Raw genomic sequence first — 18,223 nt, forward strand, 5'->3', positions numbered from 1 at the left:
GCAAACCTGTTAGCCTTGACAGGTTTGAGGCGTTTTGGACAGGCCATGGCCAACCACAAGATCGAAATCCGTCGGCGCAATGTAGAGAAGATTCTGCAGGCGGCCGAGAAAGTGTTCGCCGAGAAGGGATTCGGCGCAACTTCCATGGGTGACATTGCCGAGCAGGCCGAACTGCCGCGCTCCAATCTGCACTATTACTTCAGCACCAAGGACGACCTGTACCGCGCGGTATTGCAGGACCTGCTGGACGTGTGGAAGCAGGATGCGCTGTGCTTCGAAAGCTTCGATGACCCCCGGGTGGTGCTCACCAGTTACATCCGCGCCAAGATGGGCCATTCGCGTACCCGTCCGTTGGGTTCGAAGATCTGGGCCGAAGAAATGCTGCATGGCGCGCCGCTGTTGGGGGCTAGCCTGGATGAAATCCTGGTGCCCTGGGCGCAGCTCAAGGAGGCGAAGATCCGCCGTTGGGTGGAGGAGGGGCGCATCCTGGCGGTGGAGCCATCGGCGCTGTTGTACATGATCTGGGCGGCGACCCAGCACTATGCCGACTTCGGTTACCAGGTGGCCCTGCTCAATGGCGGGGAGCCGCTGTCGGACCTGGCATTCGAAAGTGCGGTGCAGACGGTGACCTGTGTGATCCTGCGCGGAATCGGCCTGGAGCCGTGACGCGGATCGCCGGCAAGCCTGCCCGTACAGGGATCGCTACACACCTGTAGGCGCCGGCTTGCTGGCGATGTGGCCCTCAGAAGCCTCTGTCCGAGTGGGTCAGCTGGCTTCGCGATAGGGGTTGCGTGGGTCCTGCGTCCAGTTCATGTACGGCTTGCCGGTATCCTGCGCCACCATTTCGATGCAGTGCTCCACCGGGCAGGTGATCTGGCACAGGTTACAGCCCACGCATTCCTCTTCGATCACGCTGTAGCTGTGCGTTGCGTCCTCCTTCAACGTGCTGGCGATCGCCTGGTGCGAGGTATCCTCGCAGGCGATATGGCAGCGTCCGCACCCGATACAGGCATCCTGGTCGATGTGCGCCACCGACTTGTAGTTCATGTCGAGGTATTTCCAGTCCGTGGTATGCCCCACCGCCAAGCCGCGGAAAGTCTCCAGATTCTGGTAACCATGCTGGTCCATCCAGCGCGCCAGTCCGTCCTTCATGTCCTCGACGATGCGAAAACCATGCAGCATCGCCGCCGTGCACACTTGCACCGCACCGCTGCCCAGCGCGATGAACTCGGCCGCGTCGCGCCAGTTGCCGATCCCGCCGATGCCGCAGATCGGTAGCCCGCGGGTTTCAGGGTCGCGGGCGATCTCGGCGACCATGTTCAGGGCAATGGGTTTGACCGCCGACCCACAGTAGCCTCCGTGGGTGCTTTGGTCGCCGACGATGGGGTGGGCGACCATGCGGTCCAGGTCGACGCTGGTGATCGAGTTGATGGTGTTGATCAACGACACCGCATCGGCGCCCCCGCGATGGGCAGCGCGCGCCGATTGGCGAATGTCGGTGATGTTGGGGGTCAGCTTGACGATCACCGGCAGCGAGCAGTGCGTCTTGCACCAGCGGGTGACCATCTCCACGTACTCAGGCACTTGGCCGACGGCTGCGCCCATGCCGCGCTCCGGCATGCCATGGGGGCAGCCGAAGTTCAACTCGATGCCGTCGGCCCCCGTGGCTTCGACCAGCGGCAAGATGAATTTCCACGACTCTTCCACGCACGGCACCATCAGCGAGACGATCAGCGCGCGGTCGGGCCAGTCCTTCTTCACCTGGGTGATTTCCCGCAGGTTGATCTCCAGCGAACGGTCGGTGATCAGCTCGATGTTATTGATGCCCTGTACGGTACGGTTGGCGCCATAGTGCGCCGAATAGCGCGACGACACGTTGACCGCCGCTGGGTCTTCGCCCAGGGTTTTCCAGACCACACCGCCCCAGCCCGCTTCGAAGGCGCGCACGACGTTGTAGGCCTTGTCGGTGGGCGGCGCGGAAGCCAGCCAGAAAGGGTTTGGGGCCTTGATGCCGGCGAATACGATGGACAAGTCGGCCATTTACGCAGCCTCCACGTTGAGCATGAGTTGGGCATGGATGGCTTCGGCGGCCAGCTTGCCGTGTTGTACGGCCTGGACGGTCAGATCCTGGCCCAGGTTGGTGCAGTCGCCACCGGCGTATACGCCCGGCAGGCTGGTCCGGAGGTGCGCATCGACGCGAATCCGCTCGCCGTCGCGGTCTAGTTGTGCCGCCAGCGGGTCGCCGAGGCAGGCTTCGTCGAAGGACTGGCCGATGGCTTTGAAGATGGCGTCGGCAGCCAGCTCGAAGGTTTCGCCCGTGTCGGTCAGGCGACCCTCCTGCAGGTGCGTGCGGGCGAAACGCATACCGCGCACACGGCCGTCATCGTCCAGCAGGACGGCATCCGGGCGTGCCCAGGTGTGCAGGCGCACCTGGTTGGCCTTGGCAATGTCCTGCTCGTGGCCAGTGGCGCCCATGTCGGCATGGCCACGGCGATAGACCAGATTGACGTCGCGTGCGCCCAGCCGGCTCATTTGCACGGCCATGTCGATGGCTGTGTTGCCAGCGCCAATCACCAGGCAGCGGTCGGCCAGCGGCAGTTGCGAGAGGTCATCGGCCTGGCGCAGTTCGCGGATGTATTCAGTGGCGGCCAGCAAGCCGGCGGCTTCTTCGTCGGCCAGGCCGAGCTGGCGCACGGCACCAAGGCCCAGGCCGAGGAACACGGCGTCATACTGGTCGCGCAGTTCGGCGAGGCTTAGGTTGCTGCCCAGGCGTTGGCCGTGGCGAATCTCGATGCCACCGATGCCCAGCAGGAACGCCACCTCGCGCTGGGCATAGTCATCCACCAGCTTGTAACGGGCGATGCCGTATTCATTCAGGCCACCGGCTTTTTCACTGGCCTCGAACACCACCACATCATGGCCATGCATGGCCAGGCGATGGGCACACGACAGCCCGGCGGGGCCAGCGCCTACGACGGCAATACGCTTGCCGGTGGATGGGGAGCGGCTGAACGGGTGCTCAGTGAACTGTGCGTTGTCCAGGGCGTAGCGTTGCAGCTGGCCGATCAGGACCGGTGCGCACTCCTGGGCATTGTTGCGCACACAGGCTTGCTGGCAGAGGATTTCGGTAGGGCAGACGCGGGCGCAGCTGCCCCCCAGGATGTTGGCCGAGAGAATACGCTCGGCGGCACCTTGCAGGTTTTCATCGCTGATGCGGTGGATGAACGAAGGGATGTCGATCTCGCTGGGGCAGGCGTTGACGCAGGGGGCGTCGTAGCAATACAGGCAGCGGGCGCTTTCCACGGCAGCCTGGCGCGGGGTGAGCGGCGGCGCGAGGTCGGTGAACTGCTCGGCCAGTTGGTCGGCGCCGGCCCGGGGGCGCGGCAAGTGCTTCAGGGCGTCGATCACGGTTGTAGCCTCTTTGATTTTATTGGGTGTGGCTCAATCGCCGGCAAGCCGGCTCCTGTAGGTCCATGGATGACCTTGAAGTGGATGCGGTCTATGCAGGAGCCGGTGTGCCGGCGATGGGCTGCGTAGCAGCCTTAACAGCACTATCGCTGGACGGGTGTCGGGCGCTGTTGTTCGGCGCGTCGCTCCAGCACCTCGTACACCGAGGGGTAGGGTGGACGTTCCACGTAACGGCCCGCGCCGGGTTCCGCACGCAGGTCGCCATCGGCCCACAACACACGGCCCTGGCTGATGGTGTGGCTGGGTATGCCCCGCACGGTGCGGCCTTCGAAGATGTTGAAGTCCACCCGCTGGTGGTGGGTCTGCGCCGAGATCGTGCGGGTGCCTTGTGGGTCCCACAGCACCAGGTCGGCATCGGCACCGACGCGGATGGCGCCCTTGCGCGGAAACAGGTTGAAGATCTTCGCGGTGTTGGTGGATGTGAGCGCGACGAACTCATGCATCGACAGCCGCCCGCTGTTGACGCCGGCATCCCACAGTACGGCCATGCGGTCTTCGATGCCCGCGGTCCCGTTTGGAATTCGACTGAAGTCGTTGCGTCCCATGGCTTTCTGTTCGGCGCAGAAGCAGCAGTGGTCGGTAGCGGTGGTATGAATGCTGCCCGACTGAAGGCCTCGCCACAGCGCTTCCTGGTGTTCGCGTGGGCGGAAGGGAGGGCTCATCACGTGCCCGGCCGCGGTGGCCCAGTCCGGGTGACGGTAGACGCTGTCATCGATCAGCAGGTGGCCGGGCAGCACTTCGCCGTATACCGGTTGACCCTTGGCCCGTGCGTAGGTGATTTCGTCCAGCGCTTCCTTGCAGGACACATGGACCAGGTACAGCGGCGTGCCGAGGGTCTCGGCAATGCGGATTGCCCGGCTGGCGGCTTCGCCTTCGACCTGGGAAGGGCGCGACAGCGGATGCGCTTCAGGCCCGGTCATGCCTTGGGCGAGCAGTTTCTGCTGCAGGTGATAGACCAGCTCGCCATTCTCGGCATGCACCGTAGGTACCGCGCCCAACTGCAGGCAGCGCTCGAAGCTGGCGACCAAGGTGTCGTCGGCGGCCATGATCGCGTTCTTGTAGGCCATGAAGTGCTTGAAGCTGTTCACCCCGTGCTTGGCCACCAGCTCGCCCATCTCCTCGGCCACCTGTTCGCTCCACCAGGTGATGGCGACATGGAAGCCATAGTCGGCGGCAGACTTCTGCGCCCAACCGCGCCAGGTGTGGAAAGCATCCAGCAACGACTGCTGAGGGTTGGGGATGACGAAGTCGATGATCGAGGTGGTGCCGCCGGCCAGCCCCGCAGCGGTGCCGCTGAAGAAGTCCTCGCTGGCCACGGTGCCCATGAAGGGCAATTGCATATGGGTATGTGGGTCGATACCGCCTGGCATCAGGTACTGGCCACTGCCGTCGAGGACTTCGCAATCGGTGGGGACGTCGAGGTTCTGGCCAATGGCGCGGATCAAACCCTCGGCACACAGGACATCAGCGGAAAAACTTTCTTCGTGGGTAACCACGGTGGCACCACGGATCAACAGGGACATGCCGTTTTCCTCGCAGGCTGACCGGTCGAACGCCGGTTCTTGAAGTTTTGATGCCAGTGGCTGGAGGTTGCGATGCAATCCTGTCAGGCCTGACAAGAATGGAATCTAGATGCTGATCAGAGAATGATCAAGATAAAAGTTTATGAACTTATAACCAAATTAAGTGCTTGAAAAATAAAGAATAAAATCACAAATCACCAAAATGGAACGGTCTCTCACCATTTTGACGCACTTGACAGGAAGCGAAATTGGTCAAGATTTTCTATGCAAAATCAGCTGCTTGATGATTGTCCTGCCGGCGCAGGGGGGCCGCTGTTTTTCCAGGCCGCACCAGATTGAAACCCTGGGCGTTGGACACGCCAGGTGTACGGCAGGCAGGTGATGGCCATAGCGCTGTCGTCGGTATTGATGAATACGCTTGCAAGTCAGTGAGTTACCTCCGGTCGGCGGCGACCAAACGGGGCGGCCTTGGCCAACCCGGCACGGTTGTTGAACTGCGTTGGCCGCGACCGCCTGGCCGGGCCGGAGGTGCAGTACTGGTGGTGTGTGTGCTCCGGCCATCGCGTTAGCCCGATGAGCGACAACTAGAAAAAGAACCTGGAGAGCCCCATGCAACAGAGCAGATCGGAAGTGATCGAACAGGACGGGTTGTTCGAGCTGTCCGCCGGCAGCGACGTCCTCGACAGCCCCCGCTACAACCACGATATCGCACCGACCAAAGTGCATCAGCGCACCTGGAACAAATGGCACATCACGGCGTTGTGGGTGGGCATGTCCATCTGCGTGCCTACCTACACCCTCGGCGGGGTGCTCACTGCCTATTTTGGCCTGAGCGTGGGCGAAGCGTTGCTGGCCATCCTATTGGCCAACGTGATCGTGTTGATCCCGCTGACACTCAACGCCTTCGCTGGCACCAAGTACGGCATTCCTTTTCCGGTTCTGCTGCGTTCCTCGTTCGGCATCATCGGCTCCAATGTGCCGTGCCTGATTCGCGCAGTGGTGGCCTGTGGCTGGTTCGGTATCCAGACCATGTTCGGCGGGTTGGCGATTCACCTGTTCCTGGGCTCGATGTTCGAAGGCTGGAAGGCCCTGGGCGGCACCGGCGAGGTGATCGGCTTCATGATCTTCTGGGTGCTCAACCTGTGGGTAGTGTTGCGCGGTGCGGAGTCGATCAAGTGGCTGGAAACCCTCTCGGCCCCCTTGCTGGTAGCGGTGGGCTTCGGTTTGCTGTTCTGGGCCTTGCCACACATGTCGATGACCGAGCTGCTGGCTCAGCCGCCCAAACGCCCGGAAGGGGCTAGCATGGCCAGCTACTTCTGCGCAGGGCTCACCGCCATGGTGGGGTTCTGGGCCACACTCTCGTTGAACATTCCTGACTTCAGTCGGTACGCCAAAAGCCAGAAAGACCAGATTCTCGGGCAGATCCTTGGCTTGCCCCTGACCATGTTCCTGTTCGCCTCGTTGGGCGTGGTGATGACCGCGGCATCGGCCTCGCTGGTGGGTGAGACGGTGTCCGACCCCGTGAGCCTGATCGGCAAGATCCAGAGTCCGGGCTGGGTGGCACTGGCCATGGCGCTGATCGTGATCGCCACGTTGTCGACCAACACGGCGGCGAACATCGTCTCACCGACCAACGACTTCCAGAACATCGCGCCACGCCTGATCGGGCGAAGCCGCGCAGTCTGGCTTACCGGATTCATCGGCCTGGCACTGATGGGCCACGAGCTGCTGAAAAAGCTAGGCTGGATCGTCTCGGATGTGAGCCTGGAAAGTATCTATTCCAACTGGTTGCTGGGTTACTCCAGTCTGCTGGGGCCGATTGCCGGAATCATGGTCGTGGACTATTTCCTGATCCGTCGTCAGCGTCTGGACCTCGCCGGACTGTACCGCGACGACGTGTATCCGGCCTGGAACTGGGCAGGCTTCGCCGCCTTCGCGCTGCCGGTGGCGCTGACCGTGATGGCGATCGGCAACAGCAGCTTCAGCTGGTTCTATGACTACGGCTGGTTCACCGGGTCGCTGCTGGGCGGCGTGTTGTATTACGTGCTCGGTGGTGTGGCGGTGCGTGGAGCGGCGCGGCTGGCCAAGCCATTGCCGTAAGACGTGTGCTGGCTTCATCGCCCGCTTGCGGCGATGGCAACAGCGCGACTTCGATGATGATTGCAGACAACAAGAACGCCTGAGGAGACAACCCCATGAGCTTCGTCTTGAAACCGTCCGAACGCCACGTCAACAGCGAACGCCTCTGGCAGTCGCTGATGGACCTCGCGCGCCTCGGTGCCACCGCCAAGGGCGGCGTCTGCCGCCTGGCCCTGACCGACCTCGACCGCCAGGCCCGTGACCTGTTCGTCAAATGGTGCGAAGCCGCGGGGTGTAGCGTCAGTGTCGATAAGGTCGGCAACATCTTCGCCCGCAGGCCCGGCCGCAACCCCGCATTGCCGCCCGTGATGACCGGCAGCCATATCGACACCCAGCCCACCGGCGGCAAGTTCGATGGTTGCTTCGGAGTGATGGCCGGGCTAGAAGTGATCCGCACCCTCAATGACTTGGGGGTGGAAACCGAGGCGCCGCTTGAGGTGGTGGTGTGGACCAACGAGGAAGGTTCACGCTTCGCGCCCTGCATGATGGGCTCTGGGGTGTTCGCCGGTAAGTTCACCCTGGAGGAAACCCTGGCCAAGCGCGATGCCCAGGGGGTGACTGTCGGTGAGGCGTTGAGTGGCATCGGCTACGCAGGTGAGCGTGCGGTGCTGGGCCATACGGTCGGCGCTTATTTCGAAGCGCATATCGAGCAGGGACCGATTCTCGAAGACCAGGCCAAGACCATCGGCGTGGTGCTGGGCGCACTGGGACAGAAGTGGTTCGACCTGACTTTGCGTGGCGTCGAGGCCCATGCTGGCCCGACCCCCATGCACTTGCGTAAGGATGCCCTGGTAGGCGCCGCCGCCGTGGTCGAGGCGGTCAACCGTGCCGCGCTCGGGCACCAGCCGCATGCTTGTGGCACGGTCGGGTGCCTGCAGGCGTACCCGGGGTCGCGCAACGTCATTCCGGGGGAGGTGCGCATGACCCTGGACTTCCGTCACCTTGAAAGCGAGCGCCTGGATTCGATGATCGCCGACGTGCGCGCAGTGATCGAGGCCACTTGCGCCAAGCACGGTCTTAGCTATGAGCTGGTCCCGACGGCGGACTTCCCAGCGTTGTACTTCGACCCCACCTGCGTCGATGCCGTGCGCGAGTCGGCAGGTGCCTTGGGCCTGTCGCACATGGACATCGTCAGTGGCGCCGGGCATGACGCGATCTTCCTCGCCGAGCTGGGGCCGGCGGGGATGATCTTCGTGCCGTGCGAGAACGGCATCAGCCATAACGAGATCGAGAACGCCGCGCCAGAGGACCTGGCGGCCGGGTGCGCGGTGCTGTTGCGGGCCATGCTGGCGGCGTCTGAAGCGATTGCCAAAGGGAAGTTGGCAGCCTAGGAAGCGTGCCGGACTTGTCACCGGCAGCCCGGCCCCTACAGGTGTTGCGTCTTGCCTGTAGGCGCGGCGTCAAACGGCGTGCAGGCAGCCATCACGCCCGATGTGGTAGCGCTGCAGATCCCGCGCGAGGGTCAGGTTGCCACCGTAGTACGCCTGGGCTTCCTCGTGCACATCGTCGATACACGGGCTGCGCTGGGGGTTGGACTGGTAGCGGGCGCTGAAATGGGTCAGCACCAGGTTGCGCACGCCAGCCTGCGCGGCAAAGCGTGCGACCGCAGCTGCGGTGCTGTGGCCGTACGTTACCCCGTTGCGCGCGATGATCGCTTGGGTGAAGGTGGCTTCGTGCACCAGCACATCCGCGTTTCTGGCCACCTCGGCCAAAAGCTCAGGGTTATCGTTGTCGCCGCAGACGATGAGCTTCCGCGCAGGACGAGACGCCCGCAGGTAGTCGTGGCCATGCAGCACTCGTCCGTCGAATTCCACCGAAAGGCCCTGGGCCAGCTCGCCCCACAAGGGGCCACGGGGGATACCCTCGGCGTCCAGGCGCTGTACATCCAGGCGTGGCTCTGGGTTCAGCTCGGTGAACACGAAACCGACGCTAGGCACACGGTGCGACAGTTGCACGGTGTTCACCTGAAGGGTTTCGCTGCACCAGTCGGCCAGGCTCTCGACCGCCAGCAGACGCAGCTCGAACGGCAGGTAGGTTTCACTGGCCGCCAGGCTCAGGCGGATCCAGTCATGCAGCGCGTGAGGCAGCACCAAGTCCAAGGGTTCGGTGCGACCGCTCATGCCGGCGCTGGCCAGCAGGCCTGGAAGGCCAAAGCAATGGTCACCATGCACATGGGTGATGAAAATGCCGCGCAGGTCGCGTATCGACAGCGGTGTATGCAGCAATTGGTGCTGGGTGCCTTCGCCGCAATCGACCAGGTACCAGTGGCGACCACTGGCTTCGATCACGGCGGTGGCGCTGACATTACGGGTCTTGGTGGGCACCCCGGAAGAGGTGCCCAGAAACAGCAGGTCCAAGAGGTTGGCTCCGAAGGGGGTGGGCTTACACCTTAGCTCGGCTGGGTCAGGGCGTCGACGTTTCCTGGCGCCAGATCAGCTTGCTGGTGTCATAGCCTTGATTGCGGGCGATCGAAAGCATTTGTTCGCGCGTTTGCTCGGTGACCGTCGGTGTGCGTGACAGCAGCCACAGGTATTCCCGGTTCGGGTGACCCACCAAGGCAACGCGATAGTCCTGGTCGTGGTACAGCACCCAGTAATCGCCCTTGGTCAGTCCCGGCGCCAGGCGGCTGAACCAGTTGTCGAAAGTCACCCACAGCTTGTCGGTCTTGCCAGGCTGCTGCGCTTCGGCGATGCCTTTGGCTTCGTTCCACTGGCCGTCGTTTTCCTTGCAGCGGTTGGTCACGTCGATCCGGCCATCTTCGCGCAGACCGTAATGTGCCTCGGATTGTACGCAGTTGCGCTGGAAGAACATCGGCAACCGAGCCAGTTCGTACCAGGTGCCCTGGTAGCGTTGCAGGTCGACCTGCTGGGTAGTGGGAGGGGGGCGTTGATCGTCGCTGGAGCCTGCGCAGCCGGTCAGGGCCAGCGCCAGGGTCAGGCAGGAAAGCAGCAGGGGCGTGCGTGTTGCCATGGGTCATCTCCGTTTCGCGTAGAAAGGGCTCACCTGTCATTCGATGCGGGGGCGAGGCAAAAGTTGTACGCCGTTGAACAGCATACGCAGGTATCCACCGCACCCGTACGCACGTCGCGTACGGGATACCGGTGCAGGTCCCGCTACAGCCGACTTGTCGTCGATTGGGTCAGGATAGCCGCCTCACAACCAGTAGGTAACCGCCCACCAGCCCAGCCCGCCCATCACCACGGTGTAGGGCAGCGCCATCCACACCATCCGCCCATACGACAGTCGAATCAGTGGTGCGATCGCCGAGGTCAGCAGGAACAAAAAGGCCGCCTGCCCATTGGGTGTAGCCACGCTGGGCAGGTTGGTACCGGTGTTGATCGCCACCGCCAAGGTTTCGAAATGTTCGCGGCTCATGGCGCCGTCGAGGAAGGCTTGCTTGACCTCGGTGATGTAGATGGTGGCGACGAACACGTTGTCGCTGATCGCTGAGAGCAGGCCGTTGGCGAGGTACAGCATGCCCGGCTGCTGCTCGGCAGGCAGCGCCAGCACCCAGGCGATCAGCGGGCTGAACAGCTGTTGGTCATGGATGACCGCGACCACCGCGAAGAACACCACCAGCAGGGCCGTGAAGGGCATGGCGTCCTGGAAGGCTCGGCCCAGGCGATGCTCGTCGGTGATGCCGGTAAAGGCGGTGATAAGCACGATTACCAGCAGGCCGATCAGGCCGACTTCGGCGATGTGCAGGCCCAGACTGATGATCAGGATCAACGCGGCGAGGCCCTGTACCAGCAGGGCGAGGCGTTGCGCCGGGGTTCGGGCGGCATCATCTTCGGCGGCATAGGCGGCCAGCACATGGCGCACCGGTGCTGGCATCAACACGCCGTAACCGAATAGGCGCAGTTTTTCCAGCAGTACGCAGGTAACCAGTCCTGCACCCAGCACGGGGAGCGACACGGGTGCGACATTGAAGAAGAAGTCGGCGAAGTGCCAACCCATTTCATGGCCGATCAGCAGGTTCTGCGGCTCGCCTACCAAGGTACAAACGCCGCCCAGGGCCGTGCCGACCGCGCCGTGCATCAGCAGGCTGCGCAGGAAGGCGCGGAATTGGTCGAGGTCTTCGCGGTGCAACTGGGCGACCTCTTGGTCACTGTCCAGCGCGCTTTCCTCACGAGGGTTGGCGCCCGAAGCGACGCGGTGATACACCGCGTAAAAGCCCACGGCGGCGCTGATGATCACCGCCGTCACGGTCAGTGCGTCGAGGAAGGCCGAGAGGAATGCCGACAGCACACAGAACAGCAAGGCCAGCACGGCTTTGGAATGCACGCCCAGCAGAATCCGCGAGAACAGGTACAGCAGCAGCTCTTTCATGAAGTGGATGCCCGCCACCATGAACATCAGCAGCAGGATCACTGGGAAGTTGTGCTGTAACTCCTCGTACAATGCCTGGGGCGTTGTCATCCCCACCAGCAATGCTTCGATCAGCAGCAGGCCGCCGGGCATCAGCGGGTAGCACTTGAGCGCCATGCCCAGGGTGAAGATGAATTCGACGACCAGTAGCCAGCCAGCGGCCACCGGGCCAGCCGTGAACAGCAGCACTGGGTTCAGCACCAGGAACAGGCAGATGACGGCCTTGTACCAGCGCGGCGACTGGCCCAGAAAAGTCTGGGCAAGCGCGCCCGTCAGGGAGCGGGACATGAATATGTTTCCTTATGATTCAGCGATGGCGCACGGTGCCGCATCAGCTGCCGTTAGGCAAGGCATGGAGTCCCGTTTTTGGCACAAGTGCGGCCACAGGGCTGGGTTAACATCCAGCGCTGTGAACCTTTCCCCTCAAGGAGTACCGCCCGTGACCGACTACAGCGCGTTCAAGGTCGAGCAGACCGACAACATCGCCCATGTGCAGATCAATCGTCCCGAGAAGATCAACGCGATGAATGCTGCCTTCTGGGAAGAAATCGTCGACATCTTCCAGTGGATCGACGACACCGATGCAGTACGGGCGGTGGTCATCAGTGGCGCGGGCAAACATTTCTCCTCCGGCATCGACCTGATGATGCTCGCCTCGCTGGCCGGGCAGATGGGCAAGGACGTGGGGCGCAATGCCCGTTTGCTGCGGCGCACCATCCTGCGCCTGCAAGCCTCGTTCAACGCCGTCGACAACTGCCGCAAGCCGGTGCTGGCAGCGATCCAAGGGTACTGCATCGGCGGCGCCATCGACCTGGTGTCGGCGTGCGACATGCGCTACTGCAGCCAGGATGCGCAGTTCTCGATCAAGGAAATCGACATGGGCATGGCGGCAGACGTCGGTACGTTGCAACGTTTGCCACGTATCATCGGCGACGGCATGATGCGTGAGCTGGCCTTCACCGGTCGCATGGTCGATGCCGACGAGGCGCTGCGCATCGGCCTGGTAAACCGGGTCTATGATGATCAGGCCGCGCTGCTGGACGGTGTCTTTGCCATCGCCCGCGAGATTGCCGCAAAATCGCCGATCGCCGTGGCCGGCACCAAGGAGATGCTCAGCTACATGCGCGACCATCGCATCGACGATGGCCTTGAATACATCGCTACCTGGAACGCCGCCATGCTGCAGTCCGAAGACCTGCGCGTGGCCGTGGCGGCGCACATGAGCAAACAGAAACCGACGTTCGCCGACTGACAGTCCGGGGGACGCGCTGCAAGGAACCTCCACATGTCAGCTCGCTGGATCACCGCAGTACTCGACCCGCAAATCACCGGGGGACTTGCCGTCGCCCGCAGCCCGGACGGGTTCCTGCTGGATGACAATGGCGCGCTGTTCCCCCGGGACTGGCTCAAGCGCCAGGACCTGGACGTGCTGTGCGAGCAGGGTATCGGCCACTTCGACGGCGAGCCCGTGTTCCTGCTCGAACTGCGCAGCGCCAGCGAGGTGCCGGGTTGCCATTGGCGCGGGCTGCGTTCGTTCATGCTCGAAGGCGATTTCGAGACCTACAAGATTCTGGGCTATGCCGCGCAGATCGGCACCTGGGCGCGCGAGCACCGTTTTTGCGGCAGTTGCGGCCAGCCGATGACGCAAATTCGCTGGGAGCGGGCGATGTATTGCCAGCCCTGCGACCTGCGTAGCTACCCGCGTATCTCGCCGAGCATGATCGTGCTGGTGACCCGTGGCGACGAGATCCTGCTGGCCCGTTCGCCACGTTTCGTGAGCGGTGTCTACAGCACACTGGCCGGCTTCGCCGAGCCTGGTGAGTCGGCCGAGGATTGCCTGGTGCGTGAAGTGCGTGAGGAGGTCGCGGTTGAGGTGAAGGACATCCAGTACATCGGGAGCCAGTGCTGGCCGTTCCCGCATTCGATGATGCTGGGTTTCCATGCCGAGTACGCGGGGGGCGAGATCGTCATGCAGCCGGACGAGATCGAAGACGCCAAGTGGTTCAGCGTGCATGAACTGCCACCCCTGCCGGCCGGGCGCTCCATCGCCCGATACCTGATCGACCTGTATGTGGCGCGTCGTTTAGGCCTGCCCGAACCAGTGCTGCCACGCTAGGCGCACGGTCAAGGCCAGCACCACGGTGATGAACACCGGGCGGATGAACTTGCTGCCGCCGCTGATCGCCGTGCGTGCGCCGAAGAAGGCACCGACCATCACCGACAGGCCCATGCACAAGCCGACGACGTAGTCCACCTGCCCGGAAATGATGAACACCGTCAGCGCCGCGATGTTGCTGACGAAGTTCATGCTGCGCGCCACACCGCTGGCCCGTACCAAGTCGATGGGGTAGAGCAGCAAGGTGCTCACGGTCCAGAACGCGCCGGTGCCGGGGCCGGCCACACCGTCATAGAAGCCCAGGGTGAAGCCCTGGGGTAACTGCCACTTCTTCTTGATTGGCGCATCGGCGTCCAGGGGCGCCTTGGGCGTGCCACCGAACAACAGGTAGATACCGCAGGCGAAGACGATGACCGGGAGCATCTTGTTCAGCCATTCGGCGGGCATGTAGTGGGCGACCACCGCACCGATCAAGGCACCCACCAGTGTGCCGAGCAGTGCCCGACGCCATTGGGCAGGGTGGAACAGCTTGCGTCGGTAGTAGGTGAAACCGGCGGTAGCCGAACCGAAGGTCGAGCTGAGTTTGTTGGTGCCCAGTACCAAGTGCGGCGGCATGCCAGCGGTGAGCAAGGCCGGCGTGGTCAGCAGGCCACCGCCACCGGCGATGGCATCGATGAAACCGGCGACGAAGGCGACCAGGGCAAGTATCAGCAGGGTAAGCGGTTCTACGGTGAGTTCGAAGGGCATGGATTTTTGGCGGACAGTCAGGCAAGGGGCGGCCATCGGCCGCGCTGGAAGGCGACCATGTTAATCCCGTGCGCCCTGTGTTGCGACCGAAACGTAACGTGGCCTTACCACAATGCCTGCGAAGCCGCCGTCACCACCCGCGAGAAGACTTCGACGGCCTTGTCCACCTCGGCCTCGGTGGTGAACCGTCCTAGGCTGATGCGCACGCTCTTGCGCGCCAGCGCTTCGTCCAACCCCAGCGCCAACAGCACGTGCGACGCGGCGTTGCTTGCCGAGTTGCACGCCGAGGTGGTCGAAAGCGCAAGCTCGCTGGCCAAGGCTGCACTGTTGAACCCTTTGGCCTCGATACACAGATTCAAGGTGTGCGGGATGCGCTGTGTACGGCTGCCGTTGAGGCTCACCCCCGGCAACGCCAGCAAGCCTGCACGCAGGCGTTCGGCCAGCCGTTCGATACGCTGGTGTTCGCCGTCGCCCGGCTGACCGGCCAGCGCGAACGCGGTGCCCATCGCGACGATCTGGTGGGTGGCCAGGGTCCCGGAGCGCAAGCCCTGTTCATGACCTCCGCCGTGCATCTGTGCACGCATCCATGGAAATGCGCGTGGCCCCACATACAGCGCACCGATGCCTTTGGGGCCATAGACCTTGTGAGCGGAGAACGACATCAGGTCAACCGCCTGGCTGCCCAGGTCGATGGGCAGCTTGCCCACAGCCTGTGCTGCATCCACATGCAGCAAAGCCCCGTGCGCTCGCACATGCTCGCCGATGGCGGCGAAGTCGGTGATGGTTCCCAGTTCGTTGTTCACGGCCATCAACGACACCAGACGGGTGTCGTCGCGCAGCGCAGCCTGTACGGCCTGCGGCTGGATCAGCCCGTCTTCGTCCGGCGTCAGGTAAGTGACCGCCCAGCCTTGGCGAGCCAGTTCGGCGACAGTGTCCAGCACTGCCTTGTGCTCCAATCGGCTGGTGATCAAGTGGCCGGGTTGCCCGGCACCTAGGGCTATGCCCTTGAGTGCAAGGTTGTTGGACTCGGTGGCGCCGGAGGTCCAGACCAGCTCGCTCGCTTTGGCGCCCACGCGATCAGCGACCTGCTGGCGCGCCTTTTCAACGGCATCGCGAGCCGCCTGGCCATAGGCGTGGCCGCTGGAGGCGGGGTTACCGAAATTCGTATGGCGGCTCAGGCAGGAAACCAAGGTTTCGATGACCCGGTCGTCGACCGGCGTGGTGGCAGCGTAATCGAAGTAAAGCGGGGCACTGGGCATTGGGGCGGGTCCGTTTCTGTTGCCGTGGATATGGCGATCTTTGATGAAAGCGTACCCGCTGCTGCCCGAAATGTTTTGCTCAATGGTGGGTCCCGTCGGCCAACCTTGAAAAAATTTCTCTATTGCAAGGCCTTGAGGTAGAAAATTGTTCTCCCGTCGTTGTCATGCCGATTGCAGCGCTTTCTCCTCCTCGAGCACCACGCGCTCGCACAGCTCGATGATCTGTTCGCGCATCCAACGATTGGCCGGGTCCTGATCAGTGCTTTCGTGCCAATACAGGTGCGTTTCCAGCGGTGGCACGTCGACCGGCAGCGGTTGAAAGCGCAACTGATGGCGACGGGCGAATCGCTCGGGAACGGTCATCACCATGTCGGTTTGTTGCAGCACCTGCGATGCCATCAAGTAGTGCTGTGAACGCAAGGCAACCTTGCGCTGCACGCCCATCTTGCCCAGCGCCAGGTCGACATAGCCCAGACCGTTGCGGCGGCTGGAGATGTGGATGTGGGTCATGCCTAGGTAACTGTCGAGCGTCAACTTGGCTTCAGCCAGCGGATGGCCCTGGCGCAACGCGCAGACGTAGCGGTCTTGCATCAGTTTGACATGGCGTACCTGCGGGTCGGTGTTCAAGGGCGCATCGACGGCGAAATCCAGTCTACCGGCGGCCAGCTCCTTGGTGGTCTCGCGGCGCTTGCACAGAAAACTCTCGATCAGCACCGAGGGGGCCTGGCGGCGCAGACGCTGGAACAACGGCGGCAGGATCACCGCTTCGGTGAGGTCGGTCATGCTGATGCGGAAGGTTTTGTTGGCTTGCTGCGGGTTGAAGATGCGGCTTTCCTGCACCGAGGTTCGCAGCAGCGCCAGGGCGTTGCGCACCGGGCCAATGATGTTCTGCGCCATGGGGGTCGGCACCATGCCCTGGGCGGTGCGGACGAACAGTGGATCGTTGAAGGTTTCGCGCAGCCGTGACAGGGCGTTGGACACCGCCGGCTGGGTGATGCCGACGATCTGCCCGGCGCGGGTCAGGTTGGCTTCGGTGTAGATCGCGTCGAAAACGATGAACAGGTTGAGGTCGACCTTGCTGAGGTTCATAGGCGCCGCTCTTTGTTGGAATTATGGGTCGATCATATATCGGTTATGAATGTTTATACACGTAGAAAATAGACTAGGTGGATGAAGGCCGGCTGTTCTAGGCTCTGGTCCATGTATTTCGAGCCGTGAAGGTAGCCCAGATGGATTTCGCCTATTCACCCAAGGTCCAGGCCCTGCGCGAACGCGTCGCTGCGTTCATGGACACTCATGTCTATCCCGCCGAACCGGTGTTCGAGCGGCAGGTCGCCGAGGGTGACCGTTGGCAGCCGACTGCGATCATGGAAGAGCTCAAGGCCAAGGCCCGCGCCGAAGGCCTGTGGAACCTGTTCCTGCCCGAGTCGGAGTACGGCGCGGGGTTGAGCAACCTGGAATATGCGCCGCTGGCCGAGATCATGGGCCGCTCACTGCTCGGCCCGGAGCCGTTCAACTGCTCGGCGCCGGACACCGGCAACATGGAGGTGCTGGTCCGCTACGGCAGCGAGGCGCAGAAGCGCCAGTGGCTCGAGCCGCTGCTGCGCGGCGAGATCCGTTCGGCGTTCGCCATGACCGAACCGGACGTTGCCTCATCGGATGCCACCAACATGGCTGCCACCGCCGTGCGCGATGGGGATGAGTGGGTGATCAACGGTCGCAAGTGGTGGACCTCCGGCGCCTGCGACCCGCGTTGCAAGGTGATGATCTTCATGGGCCTGTCCAATCCCGATGGGCCGCGTCACCAGCAGCATTCGATGGTATTGGTGCCGACCGATGCACCTGGGGTGAACATCGTCCGACCATTGCCGGTGTTCGGTTATGACGATGCACCCCATGGTCATGCCGAGGTGCTGTTCGAGGATGTGCGGGTGCCCTACGAGAATGTCATCCTCGGCGAGGGCCGCGGCTTTGAAATTGCCCAGGGACGCCTGGGCCCCGGCCGCATTCACCATTGCATGCGGTCGATCGGCATGGCTGAACGGGCACTGGAGTTGATGTGCAGGCGCTCGGTCGAGCGAACAGCGTTCGGCCGGCCATTGGCACGACTGGGCGGCAACATCGACAAGATCGCCGACTCGCGGATGGAAATCGACATGGCGCGGCTGCTGACCCTGAAGGCGGCCTATATGATGGATACCGTCGGCAACAAAGTGGCGCGCAGCGAAATCGCCCAGATCAAGGTGGTGGCTCCGAACGTGGCCTTGAAGGTGATCGACCGGGCAATCCAGATACATGGTGGGGCAGGGGTGAGCGGTGATTTTCCGTTGGCCTACATGTACGCCATGCAGCGCACCCTGCGCTTGGCCGATGGGCCGGACGAAGTGCACCGGGCGGCGATTGGCAAGTATGAAATCGGTAAGTACGTGCCGCCGTCGATGTTGCGCTAGTCTGTGCTGATCACGCAGTTTCTGTGCGGGTTGCCCGCGAAGCATTCGACGCGGTGCATGGCCCTGGCTTTGCCAGTGTTCGCGGGTGAACTCGCTCCCACAGGTCCCTGCTACATCATTGCGGTATGTGCCGTCCTGCGAGGGGCGGCTTGC

General features: G+C 62.9%; 15 protein-coding genes. 6 read left to right on the forward strand and 9 right to left on the reverse strand.

Annotated features, from left to right (window positions below; translation table 11 throughout):
• Positions 1–45 precede the first annotated feature (45 nt).
• Positions 46–666, forward strand: a complete 621-nt coding sequence (locus VXM67_RS11470; protein WP_023380021.1) for a TetR/AcrR family transcriptional regulator — start codon at positions 46–48, stop codon at positions 664–666.
• Positions 667–765: 99 nt separating this feature from the next.
• Here VXM67_RS11470 and preA read toward each other — a convergent pair whose 3' ends face one another.
• The 3 genes from preA to hydA form a co-directional block, all read right to left on the reverse strand.
• Positions 766–2,040 (reverse strand): NAD-dependent dihydropyrimidine dehydrogenase subunit PreA, encoded by a 1,275-nt coding sequence (gene preA, locus VXM67_RS11475; protein WP_023380022.1) that lies wholly within the window; start codon positions 2,038–2,040, stop codon positions 766–768.
• Positions 2,041–3,408, reverse strand: coding sequence for an NAD(P)-dependent oxidoreductase (locus tag VXM67_RS11480; RefSeq protein WP_023380023.1), 1,368 nt, complete (start codon positions 3,406–3,408; stop codon positions 2,041–2,043). It abuts the gene before it with no gap.
• 143 nt (positions 3,409–3,551) lie between these two features.
• Positions 3,552–4,991, reverse strand: a complete 1,440-nt coding sequence (hydA, locus tag VXM67_RS11485) for a dihydropyrimidinase (RefSeq protein ID WP_023380024.1) — start codon at positions 4,989–4,991, stop codon at positions 3,552–3,554.
• Between the two features lie 609 nt (positions 4,992–5,600).
• Here hydA and VXM67_RS11490 point away from each other — a divergent pair.
• Together VXM67_RS11490 and VXM67_RS11495 are read left to right on the forward strand one after the other, a co-directional pair.
• Positions 5,601–7,091 carry an NCS1 family nucleobase:cation symporter-1 gene (locus VXM67_RS11490; protein WP_023380025.1) on the forward strand — a complete coding sequence of 497 codons (1,491 nt, stop codon included), beginning with the start codon at positions 5,601–5,603 and terminating at the stop codon, positions 7,089–7,091.
• Between the two features lie 95 nt (positions 7,092–7,186).
• Complete coding sequence (locus VXM67_RS11495; protein ID WP_023380026.1) at positions 7,187–8,461, forward strand: Zn-dependent hydrolase; 1,275 nt, start codon at positions 7,187–7,189, stop codon at positions 8,459–8,461.
• Between the two features lie 69 nt (positions 8,462–8,530).
• On the opposite strand, the gene VXM67_RS11500 is transcribed toward VXM67_RS11495, so the two are convergent.
• The 3 genes from VXM67_RS11500 to nhaB all read right to left on the reverse strand — a co-directional run bounded on the left by VXM67_RS11500 (position 8,531) and on the right by nhaB (position 11,786).
• Entirely contained in the window at positions 8,531–9,487 is a 957-nt protein-coding gene (locus VXM67_RS11500; protein WP_023380027.1) for a ribonuclease Z, read from the reverse strand.
• 46 nt (positions 9,488–9,533) lie between these two features.
• On the reverse strand, positions 9,534–10,100 hold the full coding sequence (locus VXM67_RS11505) for a lipocalin family protein (RefSeq protein WP_023380028.1): 567 nt from the start codon (positions 10,098–10,100) through the stop codon (positions 9,534–9,536).
• A gap of 183 nt (positions 10,101–10,283) precedes the next feature.
• Complete coding sequence (gene nhaB, locus VXM67_RS11510) at positions 10,284–11,786, reverse strand: sodium/proton antiporter NhaB (protein WP_367237687.1); 1,503 nt, start codon at positions 11,784–11,786, stop codon at positions 10,284–10,286.
• A gap of 151 nt (positions 11,787–11,937) precedes the next feature.
• Between nhaB and VXM67_RS11515 the strand changes: the two genes are divergently transcribed.
• Positions 11,938–12,750 (forward strand): crotonase/enoyl-CoA hydratase family protein, encoded by an 813-nt coding sequence (locus VXM67_RS11515; protein ID WP_023380030.1) that lies wholly within the window; start codon positions 11,938–11,940, stop codon positions 12,748–12,750.
• 33 nt (positions 12,751–12,783) lie between these two features.
• Positions 12,784–13,614 (forward strand): NAD(+) diphosphatase, encoded by an 831-nt coding sequence (gene nudC, locus VXM67_RS11520; protein WP_023380031.1) that lies wholly within the window; start codon positions 12,784–12,786, stop codon positions 13,612–13,614.
• Here nudC and VXM67_RS11525 read toward each other — a convergent pair.
• The 3 genes from VXM67_RS11525 to VXM67_RS11535 form a co-directional block, all read right to left on the reverse strand.
• Positions 13,582–14,361, reverse strand: a complete 780-nt coding sequence (locus VXM67_RS11525) for a TSUP family transporter (protein WP_186598364.1) — start codon at positions 14,359–14,361, stop codon at positions 13,582–13,584. The genes nudC and VXM67_RS11525 overlap by 33 nt on opposite strands.
• Positions 14,362–14,465: 104 nt before the next feature.
• On the reverse strand, positions 14,466–15,620 hold the full coding sequence (locus VXM67_RS11530) for an aminotransferase class V-fold PLP-dependent enzyme (RefSeq protein ID WP_023380034.1): 1,155 nt from the start codon (positions 15,618–15,620) through the stop codon (positions 14,466–14,468).
• A gap of 162 nt (positions 15,621–15,782) precedes the next feature.
• Complete coding sequence (locus VXM67_RS11535; protein ID WP_367237688.1) at positions 15,783–16,709, reverse strand: LysR family transcriptional regulator; 927 nt, start codon at positions 16,707–16,709, stop codon at positions 15,783–15,785.
• A gap of 140 nt (positions 16,710–16,849) precedes the next feature.
• Here VXM67_RS11535 and VXM67_RS11540 point away from each other — a divergent pair, with 140 nt between their 5' ends.
• Entirely contained in the window at positions 16,850–18,070 is a 1,221-nt protein-coding gene (locus tag VXM67_RS11540) for an acyl-CoA dehydrogenase (protein ID WP_023380037.1), read from the forward strand.
• The last annotated feature ends 153 nt before the right edge of the window (positions 18,071–18,223 follow it).

The sequence above is a fragment of the Pseudomonas sp. Rh2 genome, assembly GCF_040762985.1.
GTDB classification, from domain to species: domain Bacteria; phylum Pseudomonadota; class Gammaproteobacteria; order Pseudomonadales; family Pseudomonadaceae; genus Aquipseudomonas; species Aquipseudomonas taiwanensis.